Below are 18,251 nucleotides of genomic sequence, written 5' to 3' on the forward strand. Positions count from 1 at the left end.
TCGGGAGGTCAACCCGGTCCGACGTTCAGCTACCGCCTCCGGCCGCTGCAGACATCGTTCCCATTCCTCTATTCGCTGCAGCGGCGATGAAGACCGTACCGGATCACTGAGGCGGGCCAGAAAGACGAGGGTCGTCAGCGGGCAACCAGGCAGGCCAATTCGTCGGCCATCCTCGCGGCCACCTCCCGTGAACGAGCGGCTGAGCAAGGAAATCCACGACTCCCCCTTCGAAGACCAGAAATCCGGGACACTGCCTAAAGGCGACAGCGACCGCCCACTCTCCGTCCGGGCTCACTGGCGGCAACAGGACACACGTATCACCGTCCCAATCATGGTAACCCCAAGGTACCATCCGATCCCAGACCGCGGTCACCCTTTCCGGCAGCCTAGCCACCGATTCAAACTCCTGATGGAGATCACCTCTCTCCCCCCTCATGAGGTCCAGCAATGACTTGGCCGGCTCGGAACGCCAGACATACAAGTGACCAGCTATCACTCCATCGCCATAACCCTCCACCAGCGCCTTATAGTCACTGGGCAGCTCCTCGCCAACCCACTCCTCAATCTCACGCCAGTTCACATCAGGGACACCCCCGCACCGGCGCCTATCGCCAAGCACTGTGGCAATATCCATATCCCATCACCTCACATAAGTCCGATTCAGGCAAATCGGAGACTCCTTTTGCGCCACGTTATGCACGTAACAATCGACGGCCATACCTCGATTCCCGTAAGCCTGCAAATGCACATAAGCAGGTACCCCTGAAGCGGCCGTTGGATCGTAGACGGGAGTCACAATATAGCGCACATCCTGCCCAGCGATAACCTGCTCAGCGATACGGTTTTCGATGGTACTCATCGCTGGAGCATTCGCTTTCATATGCAGCGGTACGAGATTACGCAGGTCCGTCCCCGAGCCGCCGAACTGGCACCCGGCAAGATGCCCCCGAGCCCTAGCCCCCTTGGGGAGCTGCCAATAATCTGACGGCGTCACCATCCCCATCGCACAGTTATTATTCCACGCCGTTGGGGTCCCACCCTCCATGTCCTCCGGCTCGTCAAAGATCCCTATTATTCCGGTGGCCCGACAACCATCCGGTCCGGGGCGGAAACGCTCCCTCGGGAGATATACAATATTCCCTCGAGCATTCTCGCCCGCGTCATCACATTTTTCACTATTGCCATTTTCACCGCCAGGCTCCCTGGACTCGTCGGGGAACGCCTCAGGAAGACCATCCTCATCTTCACCAGGCACGTATCGGTTAGCCTCGATGAGATCGAGGACCGCCTGCCGGCCCATAGACATGGCCCACCCCTGGGAAAGTTCCCAGCGTCCGGCGTCTGCGTTCCAGTGCGGTTGGGCTGGCGGGAGGGCGGGGGCGGGGGTGGGGTTGGGGCCGCGATTCGGGTTCTGCGGTGGTGGGGGCGGGGGTGGCGTGATGACAGGTGCGGATGCGTATCCGGCGTACGAACCGCTGTGTATTCCGCCTCCGCCGCTGTAGCCGCTGTAGCCGCTGTAGGACCCGGCAGAGCCAGTCGATGGGCGAGCCGTACTGATGCCGCGACCGATGTTTTGCGCTGCCCTCCGTAGGAATTCCAGCTCGGATGCACGCGCGCGAGCGCTCCTGGCGGCCTCCAAATGGGCCTTCGCTGCCTCGCTCCTTGCGGCCTTTTGATCTCTCACAAGGTCCGTTAGCGAATCGTAGAACGACGATGGGGAAGACACGCTCAACCAACCCGTCCAGTCGATCGAGGCAGCCTGTTGGCTAACATAGCCCGCGATGCTGGCAATTGCTGCCGCCCCGAGCAACGCGACAGCAACTTCGATAACACACCCATCGACGCAGTGGCCGGTCGGGTCCGTGCCGTTGAGGGGGGAGCCTGCGATGTAGGCGTAGCGGTTGGTTTCGACGAGCCAGGTGTCGCGGGATGCGAAGCTGCCGGTTCCGGGCTGGTACCAGCGGGCCGCCATGTTGACGTCGCCGCTGTCGGGGTCCGTCCAGCCGGATTGGTAGCCGAGGGCGGGGAGTGTTCCGTCTTCGGTGAGAGGCTGGCCGAATGGGTCGTAGCTGCGTGTGCCGCTGAGTGTGGCGCCGTTGTCGGTGAGGATGGCGGTGACGTCGCTGTGCTGGTCGGTCACCAGGGGCTGGCCGTCCGCTTCCAGGAGCGCGCCGCCGGGGTCGCGCCGGTAGAGGGCCGTGCCGTCGGAGACCAGGTTGTTGGAGCCGCCGTCATAGGTGAACGATGTGTCGTTGTGCTGGGTGACACGGTCCAGTGAGTCGTAGCGGTAGGTCGTCTCGCCGTCGGTGATGCGGCGCTCGAACGCGTCGGAGGTGATGGTGCGTTCGCCTGTGGAGGCAAGAGTGCCTCGGGGCGTGTAGGTGTAGGTGGTGTCGCCGTCTGTCAGGAGGCGGTTGCGTTCGTCGTAGACGGCTGTGGTGTCGCCGGCGGAGGTGCGGTTGCCTGAGGCGTCCCATCCGTAGTCGGTGGTGGTGTCACCTCTGGTCCAGCTGGAGAGGCGGCCGGCGTCGTCGTAGCCGTAGGTGTCGGTGATTCCGTCGGTCGTCCGGGTGGTCAGGCGGTCGTCGAGGTCGTAGTCGTAGGTGGTCGCGGTGATACGGCTGTCGTCGCTTCCCCTCACCAGTTCGTCACCGGTGAGGCGGCCGAGGTCGTCGTAGGTGTAGTGGCGGGTGGCGTGGATCTCCCAGTTGGCTGACCTGGTCGCATCGTCCTGGGGGGTTATCCAGGTCTGGCTGAGGAGTCGACCTGCGTCGTCCCAGTAGTAGTCGGCCCGCAGGGCATACAGGTCCTCGCCTGCCCAGTCGAGTCGGCCGACCGAGTCGTAGGCGAAGACCGTCGCGCCGGCGGCGTCGGTGCGTTTGGTCATTTGGCCGTCGGCGTTGTACTCGTATGCCGAGGTGCCGCCGGGGCCGTTCGCTGTGAGGAGTTGGCCGCGGTCGTTGTAGGTGTAGGTGTTGCCGCCCGTGAGGTCGCCCGTAGCCTGTCCGGTCATGCGGCCGGCCAGGTCGTAGGTGAAGACTCGGTCGGTGGTCGGGGCTTCGGCTCCGCTGCCGGTCTCTCGGGTCATCCGGCCGAGGGCATCGTGGGTGCGGTGGCGTTCGACTCCGCCCGGGAGCAGCTCGGTGACTGCCTGACCGGAAGCGTCGTAGATCGTGGTCCACGTGCGGTCGGCGGCCTCGGGGTGGGTGTCGGTCGCCGGTTCGATGGTGGACTCCGGCTGTCCCCACGGGGTGTAGGTGTATCGGGTGGTGTTGCCCCGGCCGTCGGTCATGGTGGTGCGGTTGCCTGCGGCGTCGTAGCCGTAGCCGGTCGTGATCGAGGTGTCCTCGTCGACCGGGACGGTGCGCTGGGTGAGGCGGCCGAGGGCGTCGTAGGTGTTGAGGGTGCGGGTACCGGTCGCCGAAGTAGTGGCGGTCGTGTTGCCGTCGGCGTCGTATTCGGCCCGGATGGCCCGCAGCACGGTGTCGCCGGTGCCGTAGTCCTCCGTCGTGACGGCCAGGTTCAGGTGGTTGAAGTGCGTACGGCTGTGGTGGCCTGTCGCGTCGGTGACGTCTGTCTGGCGCCCGTACGTGTCGTAGCCGTACTGGGTGGTGTGTCCGAGTCCGTCGGCGACGGTGAGGACTTCCCCTGCGGCGTTGTACGTGGCGGTGGCGGTGCGGCCGGCAGGGGTGCGGGAGGTGATCTGATTGCCGGCGTCGTCCCAGGTGTAGGTGGTGGTCAGGTTGGCGGTCGTGGGGTACCGCTCGATGACGGTCTGGGTCAGCTGCCGTCCGAGGGCATCGTAGGTGGCCTCGGTACGGGCACCGGTCGGGTCGGTCATCGACAGTTGCAGGCCGGTCGGTGTCCAGCTGTAGGTGGTGACGGTGGGGACGGGGAGGATCGGCTCGGTCTCGGTAGGTGTGAACAGCAGCGAGGGCAGTTGCTCGGTGCCCGGATCCGGGTCCGTGCGGCGGATCAGGTGGCCGAGTTGGTCGTACGTGTAGGTGGAGGTTCGGCCGAGGGCGTCGGATGTGGAGGCGACGCGGCCGAGGGAGTCGTAGGCGATCGTTTCGGTGGCCGTGATGGTGCCGCCGCCGGGAGGCGTGTAATCCGGCCGGGTGACGGAGGTGGGGCGCCCCAGGTCGTCGTAGGCGGTGCGGCTGACGCCGTTGAGCGGGTCCCTGGTGTGCGTGATGTCGCCGAAGGTGTTGTAACCGGTGACCGTGCGAGGGCGTGTGCCGTCGGCCTCGGGGCCGACGGCAGTGGTGAGGCGGCCGAGGGCGTCGTATGCGAAGTCGGTCGTGTTTCCTCGTGGGGTGGTGGTGGAGGTGAGCAGGCCTCGCTGGTCGTACGTGTGCTGGGTCACGCTCTCGCCGTCGGCGTCGCTCACCGTTTCGGTGAGCGGGTTGCCGAGGGAGTCGTAGGTGTATGCGGTGGCGAGGAACTCTTCCTCGGTCGGCCCGTGCCGCCGCTCTTCCAGCAGACGGTCGGCGTCGTCGTAGGTGTAGGTGGTTCGCCGGTTGAGGTCGTCGGGGTCGAGGACGCTGGCGATCGTCCGTCCTGTGGTGTCCACCTCGAAGCTGACCGTGGTGAGCCCGCCGTTGCTCACGCGCTGCAGCAGATGGCCAGCCCGGTCGTAGGTGTTGTCCTCGATGACGATGTCCCGCCCGTCGACGTCCTGGGCCGTGACGGTGGCGACCAGGCCGTCGCCGTAGTACGTGTAGGCGGTCGTCGCGCCCATCGCGTCGGTGGAGGCGGCCAGGCGGCCGGCGGGGTCATAGGCGTGGGACTCGAGAGTCAGGTCGCGGACTTCGCCGGTCGGGTCGCCGGTCCAGTCCTCGAGAACCGACGTCGCGTGCTGGCCGAGGGGGGTGTAGGTGTAGCGGATCACGGTGCCGGCCGGATCGGTGTTCTCCACCACTCGGCCCATCTCGTCGTAGACGGTGTAAGACGTGTTGCCTTCCGCGTCGATGGTGCGGTCGAGACGCCCGTGATCGTCGTAGCGGTAGGAAGTGGAGCGCGGTGGGTCGTCACCGGTGATGTCGGCGATCGTCTCGGTGAGCTGGTTGCCGTCCGCGTCGAAGGTGCGGGTGACTTCCGCGGTGTGCAGTTCATCTGTCACCGCGTTCTCGCTGCCGGTGTCGGTCTCGGTGACCACGCGGGAGAGTTCGTCGTAGGTCAGGGTGAGGGTGACGCCGTCCGGCTCGCTGTCGGATATCTCGGTCTCGGTGAGGACGCGGCCCAGACCGTCGTAGGTGTACTCGGTGACCAGGCCGGAAGGGTGAGTGGTCCGTGCGGTGTCGCCGTTGGCGTAGTAGGCGTAGCGGGTGATCGTTCCGTCGGCCTGCTCGTCGGTCGCGAGAAGCCCTGCCGGGGTTGTTCCGCCACCGAACGCCGGTTCGGTTCCCGTCGTGTACGTGCGGCGAGTAGTGCGGCCGTCGGGAAGAACCGTCTCGGTGGGGAGGCCTTGGGCCGAGTAGGACATGGTCGTGCGGTAGGCGGGATCGGCCGGCCCGGTGGAACGGGCGTCCGCCGTGGCGGTGGGGCGGTCGTTCCTCGGATCCAGCGGATCGCCGGCGTTGAGGTAGTGGTCCGTGTAGGACGTCTGGCAGTTGTGAGGGCCGCGGCAAGTGGTGTTGGAGACCGTGTTGCCGCGAGCGTCGTGGCCGGTGATGGTGACGTTCCCCGCTGGATCGGTCACGGTGTGCAGGAAGCCGCCTGTGTCGTACGCGTAGGTGGTGACTCCGCCAGCGGCGTCGGTGGATGCGACCTTCCGATGGCCGCGCAGTGCGTCGTATGTGGTGCTGGTGGTGTGCCCCAGGGGGTCCGTCACGGTGACGGTCGCGCCGAGCGCGGAGGCAGCGTGCCGGCTCCGGGCGGCGTAGTGCGCTGCTACATCGCCCTCTGTCAGGGCGTGCCGGTAGAGGGCGACTTCATCGAGATGGCCGTTGAAGTAGTAGGTGCCTTCCGGCACACCCATCCAGCTGTCGTTCGCCGCGCCCGCGCCGAGATAGCCGTAGGACTGGCCCTGGCCGGTGACCGTGCCGTTCAGCGTCCCGACGACCGCACCATCGAGGTACAGCTTCTGTGTGGTGCCCGATCCCGTGAGGACGGCGTAGTGCCACTTGCCGTCCAGCACGGATTGGCTGGACGTGATGGGCGTCGTGCTGCCGCCCAGGACGTACCACTGTCCTCGGAGCTTCCCTGCCTCGTCGATATTCAGTACGGGGCGGTACGTCGCGGGTGTCTCGCCCAAAGGTGCGCTCTGCAGCCCGTAGAGAACGCCGGGGCCACGTGCGAGGAACCACATCTCCGCGGTGACGTCGGAAGTGCCTGTCAGCAGGTTCCCTGGGATGGCGATGGCTTCGCCATTCAAGTACGTGGACACGCCGTCCCCGTTGGCGAAGATGCTGCTGATGCCCACGGTGAGCTGTCCGGTCGGTGTCCCGGGGTGCTCTCCCGTCTCGTCGGTGACGATGTTGTCCGTGTCATCCATGCGCCAGTAGGCGACGGGGCCGTCCCCCGTGACGGCACCGCGGTAGGCGGCGCCGCTGCCCGAAATCTGTCCCATGCCTGCGCGGTAGGCGGTCAGGGCTTCGGGGAGTTCGAGACGTGCGTGGTCGTAAAAGGCGACTTCCGCGATCTGGCCCGTGAAGGGGCGGTAGCCGTTGGGCTTATCGTCCCAGCTTCCCGAGGAGTAGCCACCGCCGATGTAGGTGTAGTTCATGCCCCTGGTGTCGGTGCCGTCCGTGCTCGTGCCGACCAGGGTGCCGTCCACCCGCATGTTCTGCCCGGTGGCGGACGCGGACAGCAGGACGTGATGCCACTGGTCATCGTCCACACGCCGCTGAGAGGTGAGGGTCGCGTCCTCACCGGGCCGCAGACGTCCGCGGAGCTTCCCGTTGCCATCGACGAGGAGAACCGGCCACCATCCGGTCGGTGTCTCGGTCATCGGTGTGTTCTGCATGCCGACGATCACGCCGGATTCGCTGGTGCGGAACCACAGTTCGACTGTCTGTTCTCCCGAGGTACCCCACGCTTCCCGCGGCACCTCGACCGCGCTGTCCCGCGCGCCGGTGAAGTAGGGGGCGACGGTGTCGCCGTCCGCGAACGGTCCCGGGCCGCCCAGACGGACGTCACCGAGATACTCACCGGGCAGGTTCTCGCCGAGGGCGCTGGCCGCGACGGCGCCGCTGCGTTCGTTCAGGCGCCAGTAACCGGACGGCGCCAGGCCCCGGACGGTGTCGGCGTAGACGGCCGAGCCTCCGCTGTAGGTGGGGGCGGAGATCTGCCAGGTGCCGCCGTCCTCATCGGTGTGTTCCGTGATGCGGCCGCTGATGTCGTCGTAGACGTTGTGCGCGTGCGTGCGGCCGGTGGGGAGGGTGACGTTTGTGATGCGGCCGGTGGCGTTGCGCAAGGCGTAGTGCTCGGCGACGGTCGTCGCGTCCAGAGGGCGGTGGTACACCGCGACTTCGTCCAACTCGCCGGAGAATCGGCGGACACCGGAGGCCGCGCCGTCGAACCCGGACGATGAGTAGCCGGCGCCCAGGTAGGTGAAGGACATGTCCAGGTGGTCGATCGGTCCGGCGAGTGAACCGACCTCGTCGCCGTCGAGATAGAGGGTCTGGGAGGTGCCTTCGCCGGTGAGCACGGCGTGGTGCCAGGCGCCGTCGGTCACGCTGGCGCTGCTCGTGATCGGGGTGATGTTCCCGCGGTCGCCGGTGAAGAAGTAGCCCCTGAGCTTTCCGTTCGTGTCGACCGTCAGCGGCGGGCTCCACGATGTGGGTTTGCCGTCCTCCAGACGGTCGCTCTGGAAACCGACGAGGACGCCCGGGGAGGTGGTCCTGAACCACAGTTCGACGCTGAGGAAGGTGGTGTTGCGGATCGTGTCGTGCGGCAGGCGGACGACGGAGTCGGTGCCGTTGAAAGTGGCCGCCGTGTCGGAGGTGCCGGTCAGAGCCCCTTCAGCGCTGTAGCCGATGCTGTAGTAGTCGGCATCGTTGAAGCCGGTTCGTGAGGGCGCCGTACTTGCGGCCGTGCCTCCGCCGCTCTCGTCCAGCCGCCAGTAGGCCACTGGGTTCCGGTCGAGCACGGCGCTGCGGTACAGGGAGCCGTCCTCGTAGGTGTACTCGGTGCACTCCTCTTCGCCGCTCGGCGGGCACACTCGCGTGAGCTGGCCGTCCGTGTAGGTGTACGACCAGGTGAGACCCGGTTCGTCCGGAGCGACGGCGTTCGTGGACACCGTGGACACTCTTCCGTCCTGCCAGTCGAAAGTCAGTGTCCGACCCGACGTCATGTCCTGGACGGTGGCCAGTTGATCACCGTCGTAGGTGAGGTTCTGCTGTCTTCCGGCGCTGTCGGTGACGGTGCTCAACGTGCCCCCGGCGGCGAAGGTGTAGGTCGCGCCCGAGGTGTCCCGCAGGACCCAGCCACCTCCCGAGACGGGTGTGAGTGTCCCGCTGCCACCCGCGGGACCGGTGTAGGTGCCGTTGGCATTGCGCCCGAAGCGCACTCGGCTCCCTTCAGGGAGCGTGATGAGAACACTGCCGTCTGCCTCGGTGCGCGCTCTCATGTCCCAACGCGTCGTCCAGCCGGGGCCGAACGCCGTATCGGTGCGGAAGTCGAGCGAGTTGTACGTCCGGGTCACCGAAAGCTCGGGGCCTACCGTCGACACCGCGGCATCCGTCGCGGACGTCGCATAGTTGCCGCTCGTGCCACTGAACTCGTGACCGTCCTCGCCACCGAGGTGCCCGGTCACCGATGGCTGGGGAACCTGAGTCGTGAAAAGCGAGGGATTCGGGCGCAGCGAGGTGCTCTCACCGTCATTGACGTAGGCATACCAGGCGTAAGTCTTGTTCCAGGACAGCCAGCCGCTGGGTACGGCCCACTGCTGGGCGGTGGAACGGCTGCCGGTGCGGCAGTTCTTGCGGACGTTCTCGCCGTCGACCTCGCAGACCTCGAAGCTGTACTGCACGCGTGCGTTCGGGTAGTGATCGCGGTCGGTGCCTTCCGCCCACAGGGTGGGTGTCAGGGTGTCGAGCACGACGCCGCTGCCCGGTGCGGCCGATGTGAGGCGCGGGGGAATATTGACGGCCTCTATCCGTACCGCGGTGCCGGGGACTCCCAGATCCGTGAAACGTGTCGCGTTCACGGCCATAGTCCAGTCGAGCGTGTAGGTGCCTGGGTCGAGTGGAGCGATCCGGGCGTCGAGGGTGACGGTCTCGCCTGGTGATACGTCCTCGGGCATGACGGCGCCGCGCTGGAGTGCGGGGGAAGTGAGCTTCGTACCGTCCTCGTCGTAGAGGTCGTAGCGCAGCGTGTATTTGCCGTTCGCCGGCCAGGTCTCCCGCCCTTGGTTGGTGACGGTGATCTTCTGGACGCCTTCGCCGGCCGAGGTCACCGCGGCCGTCAGTTGTCCGGCACGGTAGGTCGCTCCGTAGGCGATCCAGGTCACGTCGAGGCTCGGGGCGCCATTGGGGTAGCGCGTCGAACCGAACTGCTTCCAGCCGAGTGAGTCGGTGGTGGACGCAGTGATCGCAAGGCCGTAGTTGTTCTTGCGCCCGTGCGTCCAGTCGTCGACCAGGCGGCGGCCGCTGCTGCCCAGCGAAATCGTCTCCCACGCCGGTGCGCAGGCCCACGAGGAATACCCGTCGGCTCGCCAGCCGTGCGCGAAGCGGTCAGTGGCCAGGGCGGCCCCGGTGGAAGGGCCGGGATAGTCCTCCAGTGTGCCGGCCGACCAGTTCTCGGTGATCGGCCGCACCGTGACAGGACGGGCCGTGCATGAGTACGACCAGGTGTTGTACAGGGCCAGCCTGGCGTCCAGGACCCAGGCGTTGCGGAGACTCGACTCGACACCCGAGAAGCGGAGGAAGGAGGCCGCGGCGTGCGCCCCTCCGTCGTACGTGCCGGTCTTGAGAACCGTGTCGGTGGAGAAGTTCGTGTTGTAGGGCCGCTGGACGTAGGTGGAGGAGGAAGCCTCGACACGAGTCACGGAGGGGTCCACACGGACGGGGTAGACCCGTTCCGGCGCGTCGAGCCACTCGTCGTCCAGGGTGACGGTCAGAACCTGGCGGTCCTGGTCATCCCGACTAAGGCTGTAGCTGACCCCCGCGGAGATAGCACCCTGTCCTGAGTTCTCCCCGACGTCGGCGTCCTCCATCCACCCGGTGGGCGCGTATGCCCGAACGATCCCCTCGGCGTCGGCGAAGGTGACTCCCCCGTGTTCGTCCAGGGCTGCCGTGAGCCCCACGAGTTCCAGAGGGAAGTGCCACTGTCTCGGCGCCGCTGGAGAGCCGAGAACCAGCGTTTCCTTCACCGTGTCATTACCGCCAATGAACTCCACGGAGGCCTCCGTGAAGACGTCACGGTAGGTGATGACGGACTCGTCGACCTCGCCGACGCTCGCCGCAGCGCCGGCCAGGGAATAGGCCACGCTGTATTCCGCGTCCAGGTCCATCCGCACGAGTGGAGCGTCGTCGGCCTCCGCGGCGAAGGCGATTCCGGCGTCGGTAGCCTCGGTCGTCCAACTGCTCGCGGTCTCGGCGGTGCGCGTCAGCGCGGTGTCTATGGGCTTCCAACTACCGTCGCCAAGAGCGAAGTTGACCGGTTCGTTGTAGTACCGGGTGGTGTAGGTGCCGTCCGCGTTGAGATAGGTGCGGGACTGCTCGTCACGTTCGGCAGGCAGCTCGACGCTGGTTTCCTCGCTGAAACCGGAGGCCGGCTCCGTCGGCTCGGTCTCCACTACCTCGGGGTCGGGGACGGCGACCGACGGCTCAGTTTCCCCCAGATCCTCGACAGTTGACTCGCTCGGTGCCAGCGGAAGCTCGTCGGACGCACGCCCGGGATCGGTGCCGTCCGGTTCAGTGTCCGCCGTCGTCTCCTCCGCTCCGACAGAGTGACCACGCCCCGCCGCGTCCGACCACTCCTGGACAGGCAACTCACCTGCCTGCTGCGACGAAGAGGCCCGCAACTGGCGGGCGGCGGCTGCGGCCGGATCCGAAGCCGCTGTGACGACCATGAGCGTAGCGACCGTCACAACAAGCGAACGAAAACGACGCACGATCCCCCCACACGGCACAGGAAAAACAACCACGCCATGGTTCCCCCTCTCAACATCAACAGGGAATGCTGGGGCTGGGATTTCAACAAGAGTCCACCCGCTCGACACCAAGAAGTCGACAGCGGGCAATCTACTAATGGGGGATAACCCTCAGACAGGGCTATACAGACATAAAGGCGCTTTGGCTTTTCACCGCACGTATGCACCGACCAGCGCCCCTCTGCATACGAATGATCATTTCGGCATACTCTCGCCCATTTCATTCGCCTCTGCCGGAGGTGGACCGCATCCACTCCACCTCGGACGTTCGGTAGGCCGTGTCACTCGCCGTGTCACTCGGAGTGGACCACACCCTCGCGTCGACGCCTACGCACCTGCACACGACATACACCGCATGTGGACGGCGGCGCCGCTCACGGCTGGCACCGAGTGCTATTGGGCGATCGATCCATCTCATGTGCGGTGGACGATTCGGAGATGGCCCTGTGCGCTCCTCGGCAGGGTGCGCCGAGGGACGGGCTCGGGTGAAGCGAGGGATGTCGCGAAGGCGGCCACGAGGTCTGGGGGTGAGCCGGCGGAGAAGCAGGCGCACCAGAGGTAGGAGGCTCCGATAGCTGGTTCCGCCCATGCCTGCCAGCCTCTGCGTGTCTCGCGCGGGTCGGATGCACGGATCAGCGGCGGCTCCGATTCGAGGGAGACGGTGGCTGTCAGTCCGGGGGGTGAAGCAGCGTCCGGGTAGTCGATATCGCGTTCCCAGCCGAGCCGAGTGAGGGCGGTGAGAACTGTCTCGTCTCCGGCGCTGCCCTCGCTCGGCCCGTTGGGCTGGAGGGCGTCGAGGAATCCGATCAGTGCCTCGAAGGGCATTCCCTCGGTGAAGTAGGCGCTCCATTCGGTCGCAGCCGTATGCGTGTGGCTGCGGGCGGAGATCTGCCAGGCCACGGGAAGGGCGCCGATTTCGATCGGGTAGCCGGCCTTTACCCACTCTGCGGATGTGAGGCCGTCGGGGCTGAGGTACAGGAGGGTGGCGTGGGCGGTGGGCCACATGGTCCAGCCGTTGTCGGCCAGGTGTTCGCCCACCGTGGTGGCGAGCGTCCCGTCATCTCCGGCGAGGTGACGGGGAGTCACCCAGTAGACCGGGGTCGCGGGGCGCTCGGGGGGCGGGTCAGGAGTCGAGTGTGTGTCCAGGTCGCCTCCAGGTGCTCATGGCCGTACGCCGGGATCCGGTTGCGCCGGCGGGTTCATCAGCGCGGTGGTGTGGGAGTGGGCGGGTGCCACATCAGCCGTTCCGCCACGTCGGGTGGGAGGTGGGTGTCCGATTCGTCGTCGGGGTACTGGGCGACGAAGGCGATGGCCCGGCCGTGTTCGTCATGGCTCGCGACGAGTGCGCCGATGCGGTGGGCCATGGGGAAAAAGGGGTTGAGCGCCAGGCGTACCGGCGTGTCCGGGGGAAGGACGGAGAGCTGGGCAGCGAGGTCTCCCGCGGTCATCTCAGTCACTGCTGCCTTCCCTCTCGGGGTGGGGGGCGTTCAGGGTGGCGGCGACCGCCGCGGCGACGACTTCGGCGGGGGTCGAGGGGGCGAAGGTGACCTTCCACCCGGGCTGGGAGGCGGTACCGGTCACCGCGAGCACCCAGCCCTCCCCGCTGCCGCAACGGCCGGCCGGGAACCAGCCGAGGTAGCACCTGCCGTCCCGGCTGCTGATGTGGGTGTCCGCCCGGTCATCGACCACGAGGGCGAAGTCGTCGGCGGCGAACTGGTCGGTGACGAGCGCCGGGTCGCCGGGGTCGAGGCTCCAGCGCCTTCGCCGTGGGACGCCGTCTTTCGCTGTGGTTTCGTTCGGCAAGGGCGGTACCTCTCCTTCTCGGTTTGCGGCAGGGAAGGTCGAGGTTGACATGCGCTGCGGCTTTCGGCCAGATCGTTCCCGTCTGCCCGAAGCGAACTACTCCCACTGCCTGCGTGCATGGGAAAAGGGCGTGGTCGACAGAATGGCGATTCTGTCGACCGCGCCCTTTTCGGGCACTCGTGTCCGTCAGCGTCTGGGTGCTGTGGACGGTTGGCGAGGAGGTGTCGCGGTGCTCCAGCGAGTGATGCTGGGCGGCGTGGCTCCGCGGGTGGAGCGCGCGATGTCGAGGGGCGTCGGAGTCGGCTGCACCGGGGTCAGCTGCGCGACGGCCTTCAGTGGGCGGGCGAGGAATTCCTTCCAACGCAGGAGGGGGACCGGATCCGCCACGGACGTGGTGATGGCGGTGACGAGTTCGACGGGTGTGGCGGAGGATGCGCTCGCGTACCACCGGCTGCCTGTCGGTCCGCCTTGGAGCAGCCATCTGGTATCGAGGGTTGTCAGCTCGGCCGTACGGTTCGACGGCCATCGCTTGTACTGGAGGCTGGCCAGACGGTCGGGGGAATGCAGGGAGACGAGCGTCACGTCGTCGCTTCCGTAGCTCCACTGCTGCTCCAGCAGCGGTCGGATGGGGGGTGACATATCCAGGTGGCACGGCGCGAGGTAGGCATGAGGTCCGTCGGTGTATGCCTGGGCCAGCGCTGTGGTGAACGCCGTGACGAATTCGGTGGGGCAGGCGTCGTTGAAACTGACGGCCCACGCCGGGACGTCGAACGGCTCGGCGGCGGCCGTGATACGCCACAGCCCGTCGTCGGCTCCTTCGGGGAGGAAGCCGAGGCGGACGCGGTGGTCGGGTGATGAGCAGTAGGCGTTGCCGAGTTCGTCGTGGGTGAGGTGGAAACCGGCATCGGTGAGGGGGGTGAGCGCCGGGTCTCCTATTCCAGTCGTGCCGGCGAGGTGGCGGGGGGAGACGTAGACGTCCCCGTCCAGGTCGTACTTCATCGACGCGGTCCAGTCGTGGAGACGGCGGCGCGGGCCGGAGGTGGAACGGGCCGGTGGGAGAAGAGATCCCCGGGCCGCCAGGCGGGGACGGTCGGTGCTACGGCGGAGGGGGTGACGGTCAGTCCGGTACGGACGCGCGGTACGGCGGGCGGCTGATGGCTCGGCCAGACAGGATGATCCGGTCGGCTGCCGACCGGGCGGCCGGCGGCCCAGGTGGACAGGCCCTGGTAGACGGGGGCCAATGCGTGCCCGGTAGCCGTGAGGCGGAAACGGCCGTCGTCCGCCTCTTCGACGAGTCCGTCGGCCTCGAGTTGCCGCAACTGTGGGTAGGCCGTGGTGGTGCGCCCGGCCGTCACCACGGCCGCGGTGACGGCCGGGCCGCTGGTGGCGCCCCGGGCTTTGAGCGTCCACAGGATCGGGGTGGCGTACCGGCCGGAGATGAGCGCGAGGGTGTCCTCGGCTTCCTCGGCGGCGGGGACGGGCCGGGGGCGCAGCGCTCCGGCGTCGTCGGGGGCGAGGGGCTTTTCGAGGTGCTCGCTCCCCCACTTCGCGAGTATGGACAGAGCGGGGCGGAGGTCGGCACCGCGCTGGGTGAGGCCGTAGGTGACGTGATGGGAGCGGTGTTCGACGCGTTCGACGAGGCCGGAGGCGGCCAGCTTGTTCAGGCGTGGGTGCAGTTGGCCGTCTGCGAGCCACGGCAGTCGTGTCTTGATCTCGGTGTAGCGCAGAGGGCCGGGGGCGAGGGTCATCAGCGTCCACACGGTCCACCGTGCGTTGAGCATGGCGACGGTCTCGGTGACTCTGCGAAGGTCGGGGTCGTTCATGGCCACGTGGTTGTTCCTCGGGGTCAGCGGCTTGGGGCGGCCGAGCGGGTCGGCGAGGCGGGGCGGGTCGGGGCAGGAGCGGTGGGTTCCGGTACGCGGCGCAGGCCACGGAGGACGGCGGTGAGGACCTGGATGTGGGTGTCTCGGATCGCGGTGAAGTCGGCGATGCGGCGGGAGCAGTCGAGGATGTGGCCCGTGTCGGCACCGTCGAACGTCCGCTGTGGGGAGGTGAGTTCGTGGAGTCGCTGACGCTGCTGGTCGATGGCCCTGTCCGCCAGGTGCAGGGCGTCGTGTCCTTCGACGAGCGCGGCGAGCATGGACTCCGGACGCTGCTCGGCCTCGGCGCGCAGCTCGGCGATCGGCCGGCCCCAGAGGGCTTCGATCCGCTCGACGACGGCCTCGACGGAGGGTTTCTCGTGGGTGACGGGCAAGGCGCAGCCTCGGATCCAGGTCTTTGGTCGCGGAACACGGAGATGGCAGCGACGGCAGAACGGGGGAATTACGGGACCATCGTCTGCATCGGTGCCGATTTCGCTAACCGGCCGTGCGACTTAAGTCGCTGCTATCGACGGCTCGGTCCGGGCGGGGCGGAGCAGCCCGGTGGGTATTCGCTCGGCCGAAGGGTGAGAGACGTGGTCTGTGCGGGATCAGGGAGAGTGGTCACCTCGCCCTCCCAGTATTTCTCCCACCATTGGGTAGCTGCCTCGTAGGTGGCGAACGGGGCCTCGCGCAGGGTGTGGGTGCCTGCCTGCAGGTCGGTCGTCTCCAGCAGGATCCGGAAGGGTGGGCGGCTCCCGTCGACGGCTCGCAGGAGCGCGGCGATCCGCACGGGCTCGGAGTCTTCGGTGTAACTGTGGAGCAGCGCGAACCGATCGCCGTCCGAGGTCAGCCGGGTTTCGAGTGCTCGGGTCACATCGTCCGCGGCGCTCGTGCCGACCTGTTCGCCGAGCTGGATCGCATCGGCCGGGCATCCCCGGGCGATGAGCCATGACTGGGCCATCGCCGGGAGGGGGAGCCGGACGAAGTCGGAGCAGAATGTCATGCTCGCCGGGTCCCGCGTCAGGTGGAGAGCGGCGATCTGCGGCATTCCGGGATAGCCCCAGGTGGCGGAAGTGTCGTGCAGGAGAAAGTAGCTGTGTGCGTCATCCGCCGTGTGATGTTGGGCCAGAACGTCCAGGTCGAAACTTTGGGATTCCCATTCGCCCGGTGCTTCCCCGCGTGCCGGTTCATAGCCGTCCAGACGAAGCCGGTCGGACAGTGCGAGAGAGTCGGTCATCTCCGCTTCCCGATGCGTCCCGGCCCGGGACTTGCGCTGATGGGGCGGTCGGTGAGGGGCCAGGTCCCTGGAGAAGGTCGGGGGGCCGCGTTCGTCGGGCGCGGCGGCTGGAGGGCTGCCAGCAGGGCGTGGCGGCCGGCGGCGGTCAGGGTGACCGACTGTCCGGCGAGGAGCGTCCGCGAGGTGTTCAGGTGTACCAGCCCCGCCTTTCGCAGGTCGTGCACCTGCGCCGGCGAGAGGGACTCTCCTGTCGTGGTCGTGACGGTGAGCCGGTGGGTGAGGGCGTTCTCCCTCAGTGTGGTTCCCTGGCCGCGGCTGATGCATATCAGGGCGGCCGTATCCCTGGCCGACAGTTCACCCGGCGGGCGCGGGCCGCGCTCCGGGACCGTTCCGAGCCGTGCCAGGGCCGCGACCGTCGTTTCCTGCCGGACGTCCCGGTCACGCGCCGCGTCGCGCAGATGCCCGACAGCACGGTCGACCCGCGTGAGCAGGAAACGGTCGACAGGCCCCGTGGACGTCAGGCGATGCACGAGTGCCAGCTGATACGTGACCGTCTTCTCGGCTTCGAGGAGTTGGCGGTAGGCATTCGCCAGGCGCAGGCGCGGACCGTCCAGCAGTCCGCGCTCCAGCAGCCGTAGGAATTCGCCGGCCGTGCAGCCGGCCGCCTCGGCAATCTGTGCGTCCAGCGCCGTCTCCACCGCACCGGGCGCCCGCCCTCCGGAAGATCCCGTCATCGCCTGCCCAGGGCAGCGAGATCCGCACGGTGGTACGCCTTCAGGCGGCGTCCGTTGCCCAGCCGGGTGTCCCTGGTGTGGATGCGGTAGGGGGCCAGCAGGTGAGCGAGGCGCTGCTGGGTGAGGTCCCGGTAGAGCCAGCGCCCCTCGGCGGTTCCGGGCAGGTGCCGCAGACCGGCCACCAGATCGGCCGAGGCCATGGCGGCAGGATCGCCCGCGGTCGAGAACGCGGTGAGGCACGCGTCCAGGAGCGACATGGGCTCCGGAGAATCGGTTCGCCCGGCCTGAGTGCAGGAGCAGCGGGGCGTCGCGTGCGTCGTTTCGGCGACGAGGACGACGCGCTGGCCGGGCTCCGGCCAGATCAGGACGATCGGTGACTTCACGGAAGGGGGCCTTTCTGGCGTGCGGGTGGAGCGGGAAGCTGAATACGCGACTCGGTTCCGGTCCGAGCGGCACGCTGTGGGGAGCGCGTGCGGGCTGCCGTGGGGCGTGGGCCGACGGGCGGGTGCGCCAGGCCGAGACGCTCGCGGACGGTGCGGTAGATGTCGTATCCGGCGCGCGGCCGCAAGGCGACCACGTGGATTTCGACCCTGCGGGCGGAGCCCCGGGGCGCCGGCCGCTGGGTGTAGACCGTGCGCCAGGCGTTGCGGGAGTCCACGTAGAGCTTCCGGTACCCGGTCAGGTCGTCGTGGAGACGGCGGCCGACGAGTTGTGCCCTGACCGCGTCCTGGATCTGGGCGAGGGCGAGGTCGCGGATGTCTCCGGGGGCCTGGAGCAGGTCGGAGAGGGCACGAGGGTCGAATGACAGGGCGAACAGCTCGCTGCCGGTCACCGGGTGTCCCCGTCTTCCTCGTCGGTGCCGCTGTCCGTTGTGCGCGTCGAGGGCTGGGGCCGGGGCAGGAGGCGGTGTGCCGGCCGGTCCGGGTCCGTCATGCAGGCGGACAGCGGCCCGCCGGGCGCCCGGATCACCGCCATGGTGTGCGTGAGGAAGTCGCGGTGCCACACGAGCATCCCGGCCGGTCCGGCTTCGGGTTCGGCGTGCTGCTGGTAGGCCAGCCACAGGGCGTGCAGCCAGGCGAGAACGTCCTGGTGTTCCTGCCATCGCCGGCACCAGGGTGACGCGGTGGTGACCTCGGCGCCGTGGGTGGGCATCAGGAACCCGTCCACCCAGCCCGTCAGGGCGTCGATCTCGTCGTCGAGTTCCGGGCCGTCCAGCTCGAGGATCGGACGCGGCTCCGGCGGGGCGGCCGGCACCGGGGCGGACGGAAGGCGCCTGCCCACGGCTCCGAACGGGACCGGGTTCTCCTCGGCGAGCGCGTCGAGCCGGCGTGCCTGCTCGGCCGACCGGTCCAGCAGCTTGCGCACGCTGGCCTCGATCGTCTCCAGGTCAGCCTCGGGAATGCGTACGGGCCGCGCCGTTCCGCTTTCGGCTTGGGTCGGTTCGGGCAAGGGAATTCCTCCATTCCAGGAAGGGATCGTCCGCTGCCCAGGGTCTTCACGGGACCCGATTTCGCCAA

Annotated in this window: 12 protein-coding genes; all 12 read right to left on the reverse strand. The window is 67.7% G+C overall.

Annotation, left to right across the window (positions count from 1 at the left end; translation table 11 throughout):
* Positions 1-640 precede the first annotated feature (640 nt).
* The 12 genes from EMA09_RS01370 to EMA09_RS01425 all read right to left on the reverse strand — a co-directional run bounded on the left by EMA09_RS01370 (position 641) and on the right by EMA09_RS01425 (position 18,183).
* A complete protein-coding gene (locus EMA09_RS01370) occupies positions 641-11,017 on the reverse strand; it encodes a LamG-like jellyroll fold domain-containing protein (RefSeq protein ID WP_129838069.1) in 10,377 nt (3,458 codons plus the stop codon).
* A 495-nt stretch (positions 11,018-11,512) separates the two neighbouring features.
* Positions 11,513-12,184 carry a DUF317 domain-containing protein gene (locus tag EMA09_RS01375; RefSeq protein ID WP_168220618.1) on the reverse strand — a complete coding sequence of 224 codons (672 nt, stop codon included), beginning with the start codon at positions 12,182-12,184 and terminating at the stop codon, positions 11,513-11,515.
* A gap of 116 nt (positions 12,185-12,300) precedes the next feature.
* Positions 12,301-12,546 carry a hypothetical protein gene (locus EMA09_RS01380; protein WP_129843772.1) on the reverse strand — a complete coding sequence of 82 codons (246 nt, stop codon included), beginning with the start codon at positions 12,544-12,546 and terminating at the stop codon, positions 12,301-12,303.
* Between the two features lies 1 nt (position 12,547).
* Positions 12,548-12,901: a DUF317 domain-containing protein gene (locus EMA09_RS01385; protein ID WP_240796182.1), complete on the reverse strand. Its 354-nt coding sequence runs from the start codon at positions 12,899-12,901 to the stop codon at positions 12,548-12,550.
* 186 nt (positions 12,902-13,087) lie between these two features.
* Positions 13,088-13,900 (reverse strand): DUF317 domain-containing protein, encoded by an 813-nt coding sequence (locus EMA09_RS01390; RefSeq protein ID WP_129838073.1) that lies wholly within the window; start codon positions 13,898-13,900, stop codon positions 13,088-13,090.
* Positions 13,897-14,724 (reverse strand): winged helix-turn-helix transcriptional regulator, encoded by an 828-nt coding sequence (locus EMA09_RS01395; RefSeq protein ID WP_240796609.1) that lies wholly within the window; start codon positions 14,722-14,724, stop codon positions 13,897-13,899. Before EMA09_RS01395 ends, EMA09_RS01390 begins: the two co-directional genes overlap by 4 nt.
* 23 nt (positions 14,725-14,747) lie before the next feature.
* Positions 14,748-15,155, reverse strand: a complete 408-nt coding sequence (locus tag EMA09_RS01400) for a hypothetical protein (protein WP_129838077.1) — start codon at positions 15,153-15,155, stop codon at positions 14,748-14,750.
* Positions 15,156-15,286: 131 nt separating this feature from the next.
* A complete protein-coding gene (locus tag EMA09_RS01405) occupies positions 15,287-16,000 on the reverse strand; it encodes a hypothetical protein (RefSeq protein WP_129838079.1) in 714 nt (237 codons plus the stop codon).
* Entirely contained in the window at positions 15,997-16,734 is a 738-nt protein-coding gene (locus EMA09_RS01410; RefSeq protein ID WP_129838081.1) for a hypothetical protein, read from the reverse strand. Before EMA09_RS01410 ends, EMA09_RS01405 begins: the two co-directional genes overlap by 4 nt.
* Positions 16,731-17,117, reverse strand: coding sequence for a DUF3631 domain-containing protein (locus EMA09_RS01415; RefSeq protein ID WP_129838083.1), 387 nt, complete (start codon positions 17,115-17,117; stop codon positions 16,731-16,733). The genes EMA09_RS01410 and EMA09_RS01415 overlap by 4 nt, the downstream gene beginning before the upstream one ends.
* Entirely contained in the window at positions 17,114-17,566 is a 453-nt protein-coding gene (locus EMA09_RS01420; RefSeq protein WP_129838085.1) for a hypothetical protein, read from the reverse strand. The genes EMA09_RS01415 and EMA09_RS01420 overlap by 4 nt, the downstream gene beginning before the upstream one ends.
* Complete coding sequence (locus tag EMA09_RS01425; RefSeq protein ID WP_129838087.1) at positions 17,563-18,183, reverse strand: DUF4913 domain-containing protein; 621 nt, start codon at positions 18,181-18,183, stop codon at positions 17,563-17,565. Before EMA09_RS01425 ends, EMA09_RS01420 begins: the two co-directional genes overlap by 4 nt.
* Positions 18,184-18,251: the final 68 nt, after the last annotated feature.

It is taken from the genome of Streptomyces sp. RFCAC02, from assembly GCF_004193175.1.
Lineage (GTDB): Bacteria > Actinomycetota > Actinomycetes > Streptomycetales > Streptomycetaceae > Streptomyces.

Coding starts and splice junctions, on each gene's coding strand:
- EMA09_RS01370 (WP_129838069.1), bottom strand. CDS start 11,017: ATGGTCGTCACAGCGGCTTCGGATCCGGCCGCAGCCGCCGCCCGCCAG.
- EMA09_RS01380 (WP_129843772.1), bottom strand. CDS start 12,546: ATGACCGCGGGAGACCTCGCTGCCCAGCTCTCCGTCCTTCCCCCGGAC.
- EMA09_RS01390 (WP_129838073.1), bottom strand. CDS start 13,900: ATGAAGTACGACCTGGACGGGGACGTCTACGTCTCCCCCCGCCACCTC.
- EMA09_RS01395 (WP_240796609.1), bottom strand. CDS start 14,724: ATGAACGACCCCGACCTTCGCAGAGTCACCGAGACCGTCGCCATGCTC.
- EMA09_RS01405 (WP_129838079.1), bottom strand. CDS start 16,000: ATGACCGACTCTCTCGCACTGTCCGACCGGCTTCGTCTGGACGGCTAT.
- EMA09_RS01410 (WP_129838081.1), bottom strand. CDS start 16,734: ATGACGGGATCTTCCGGAGGGCGGGCGCCCGGTGCGGTGGAGACGGCG.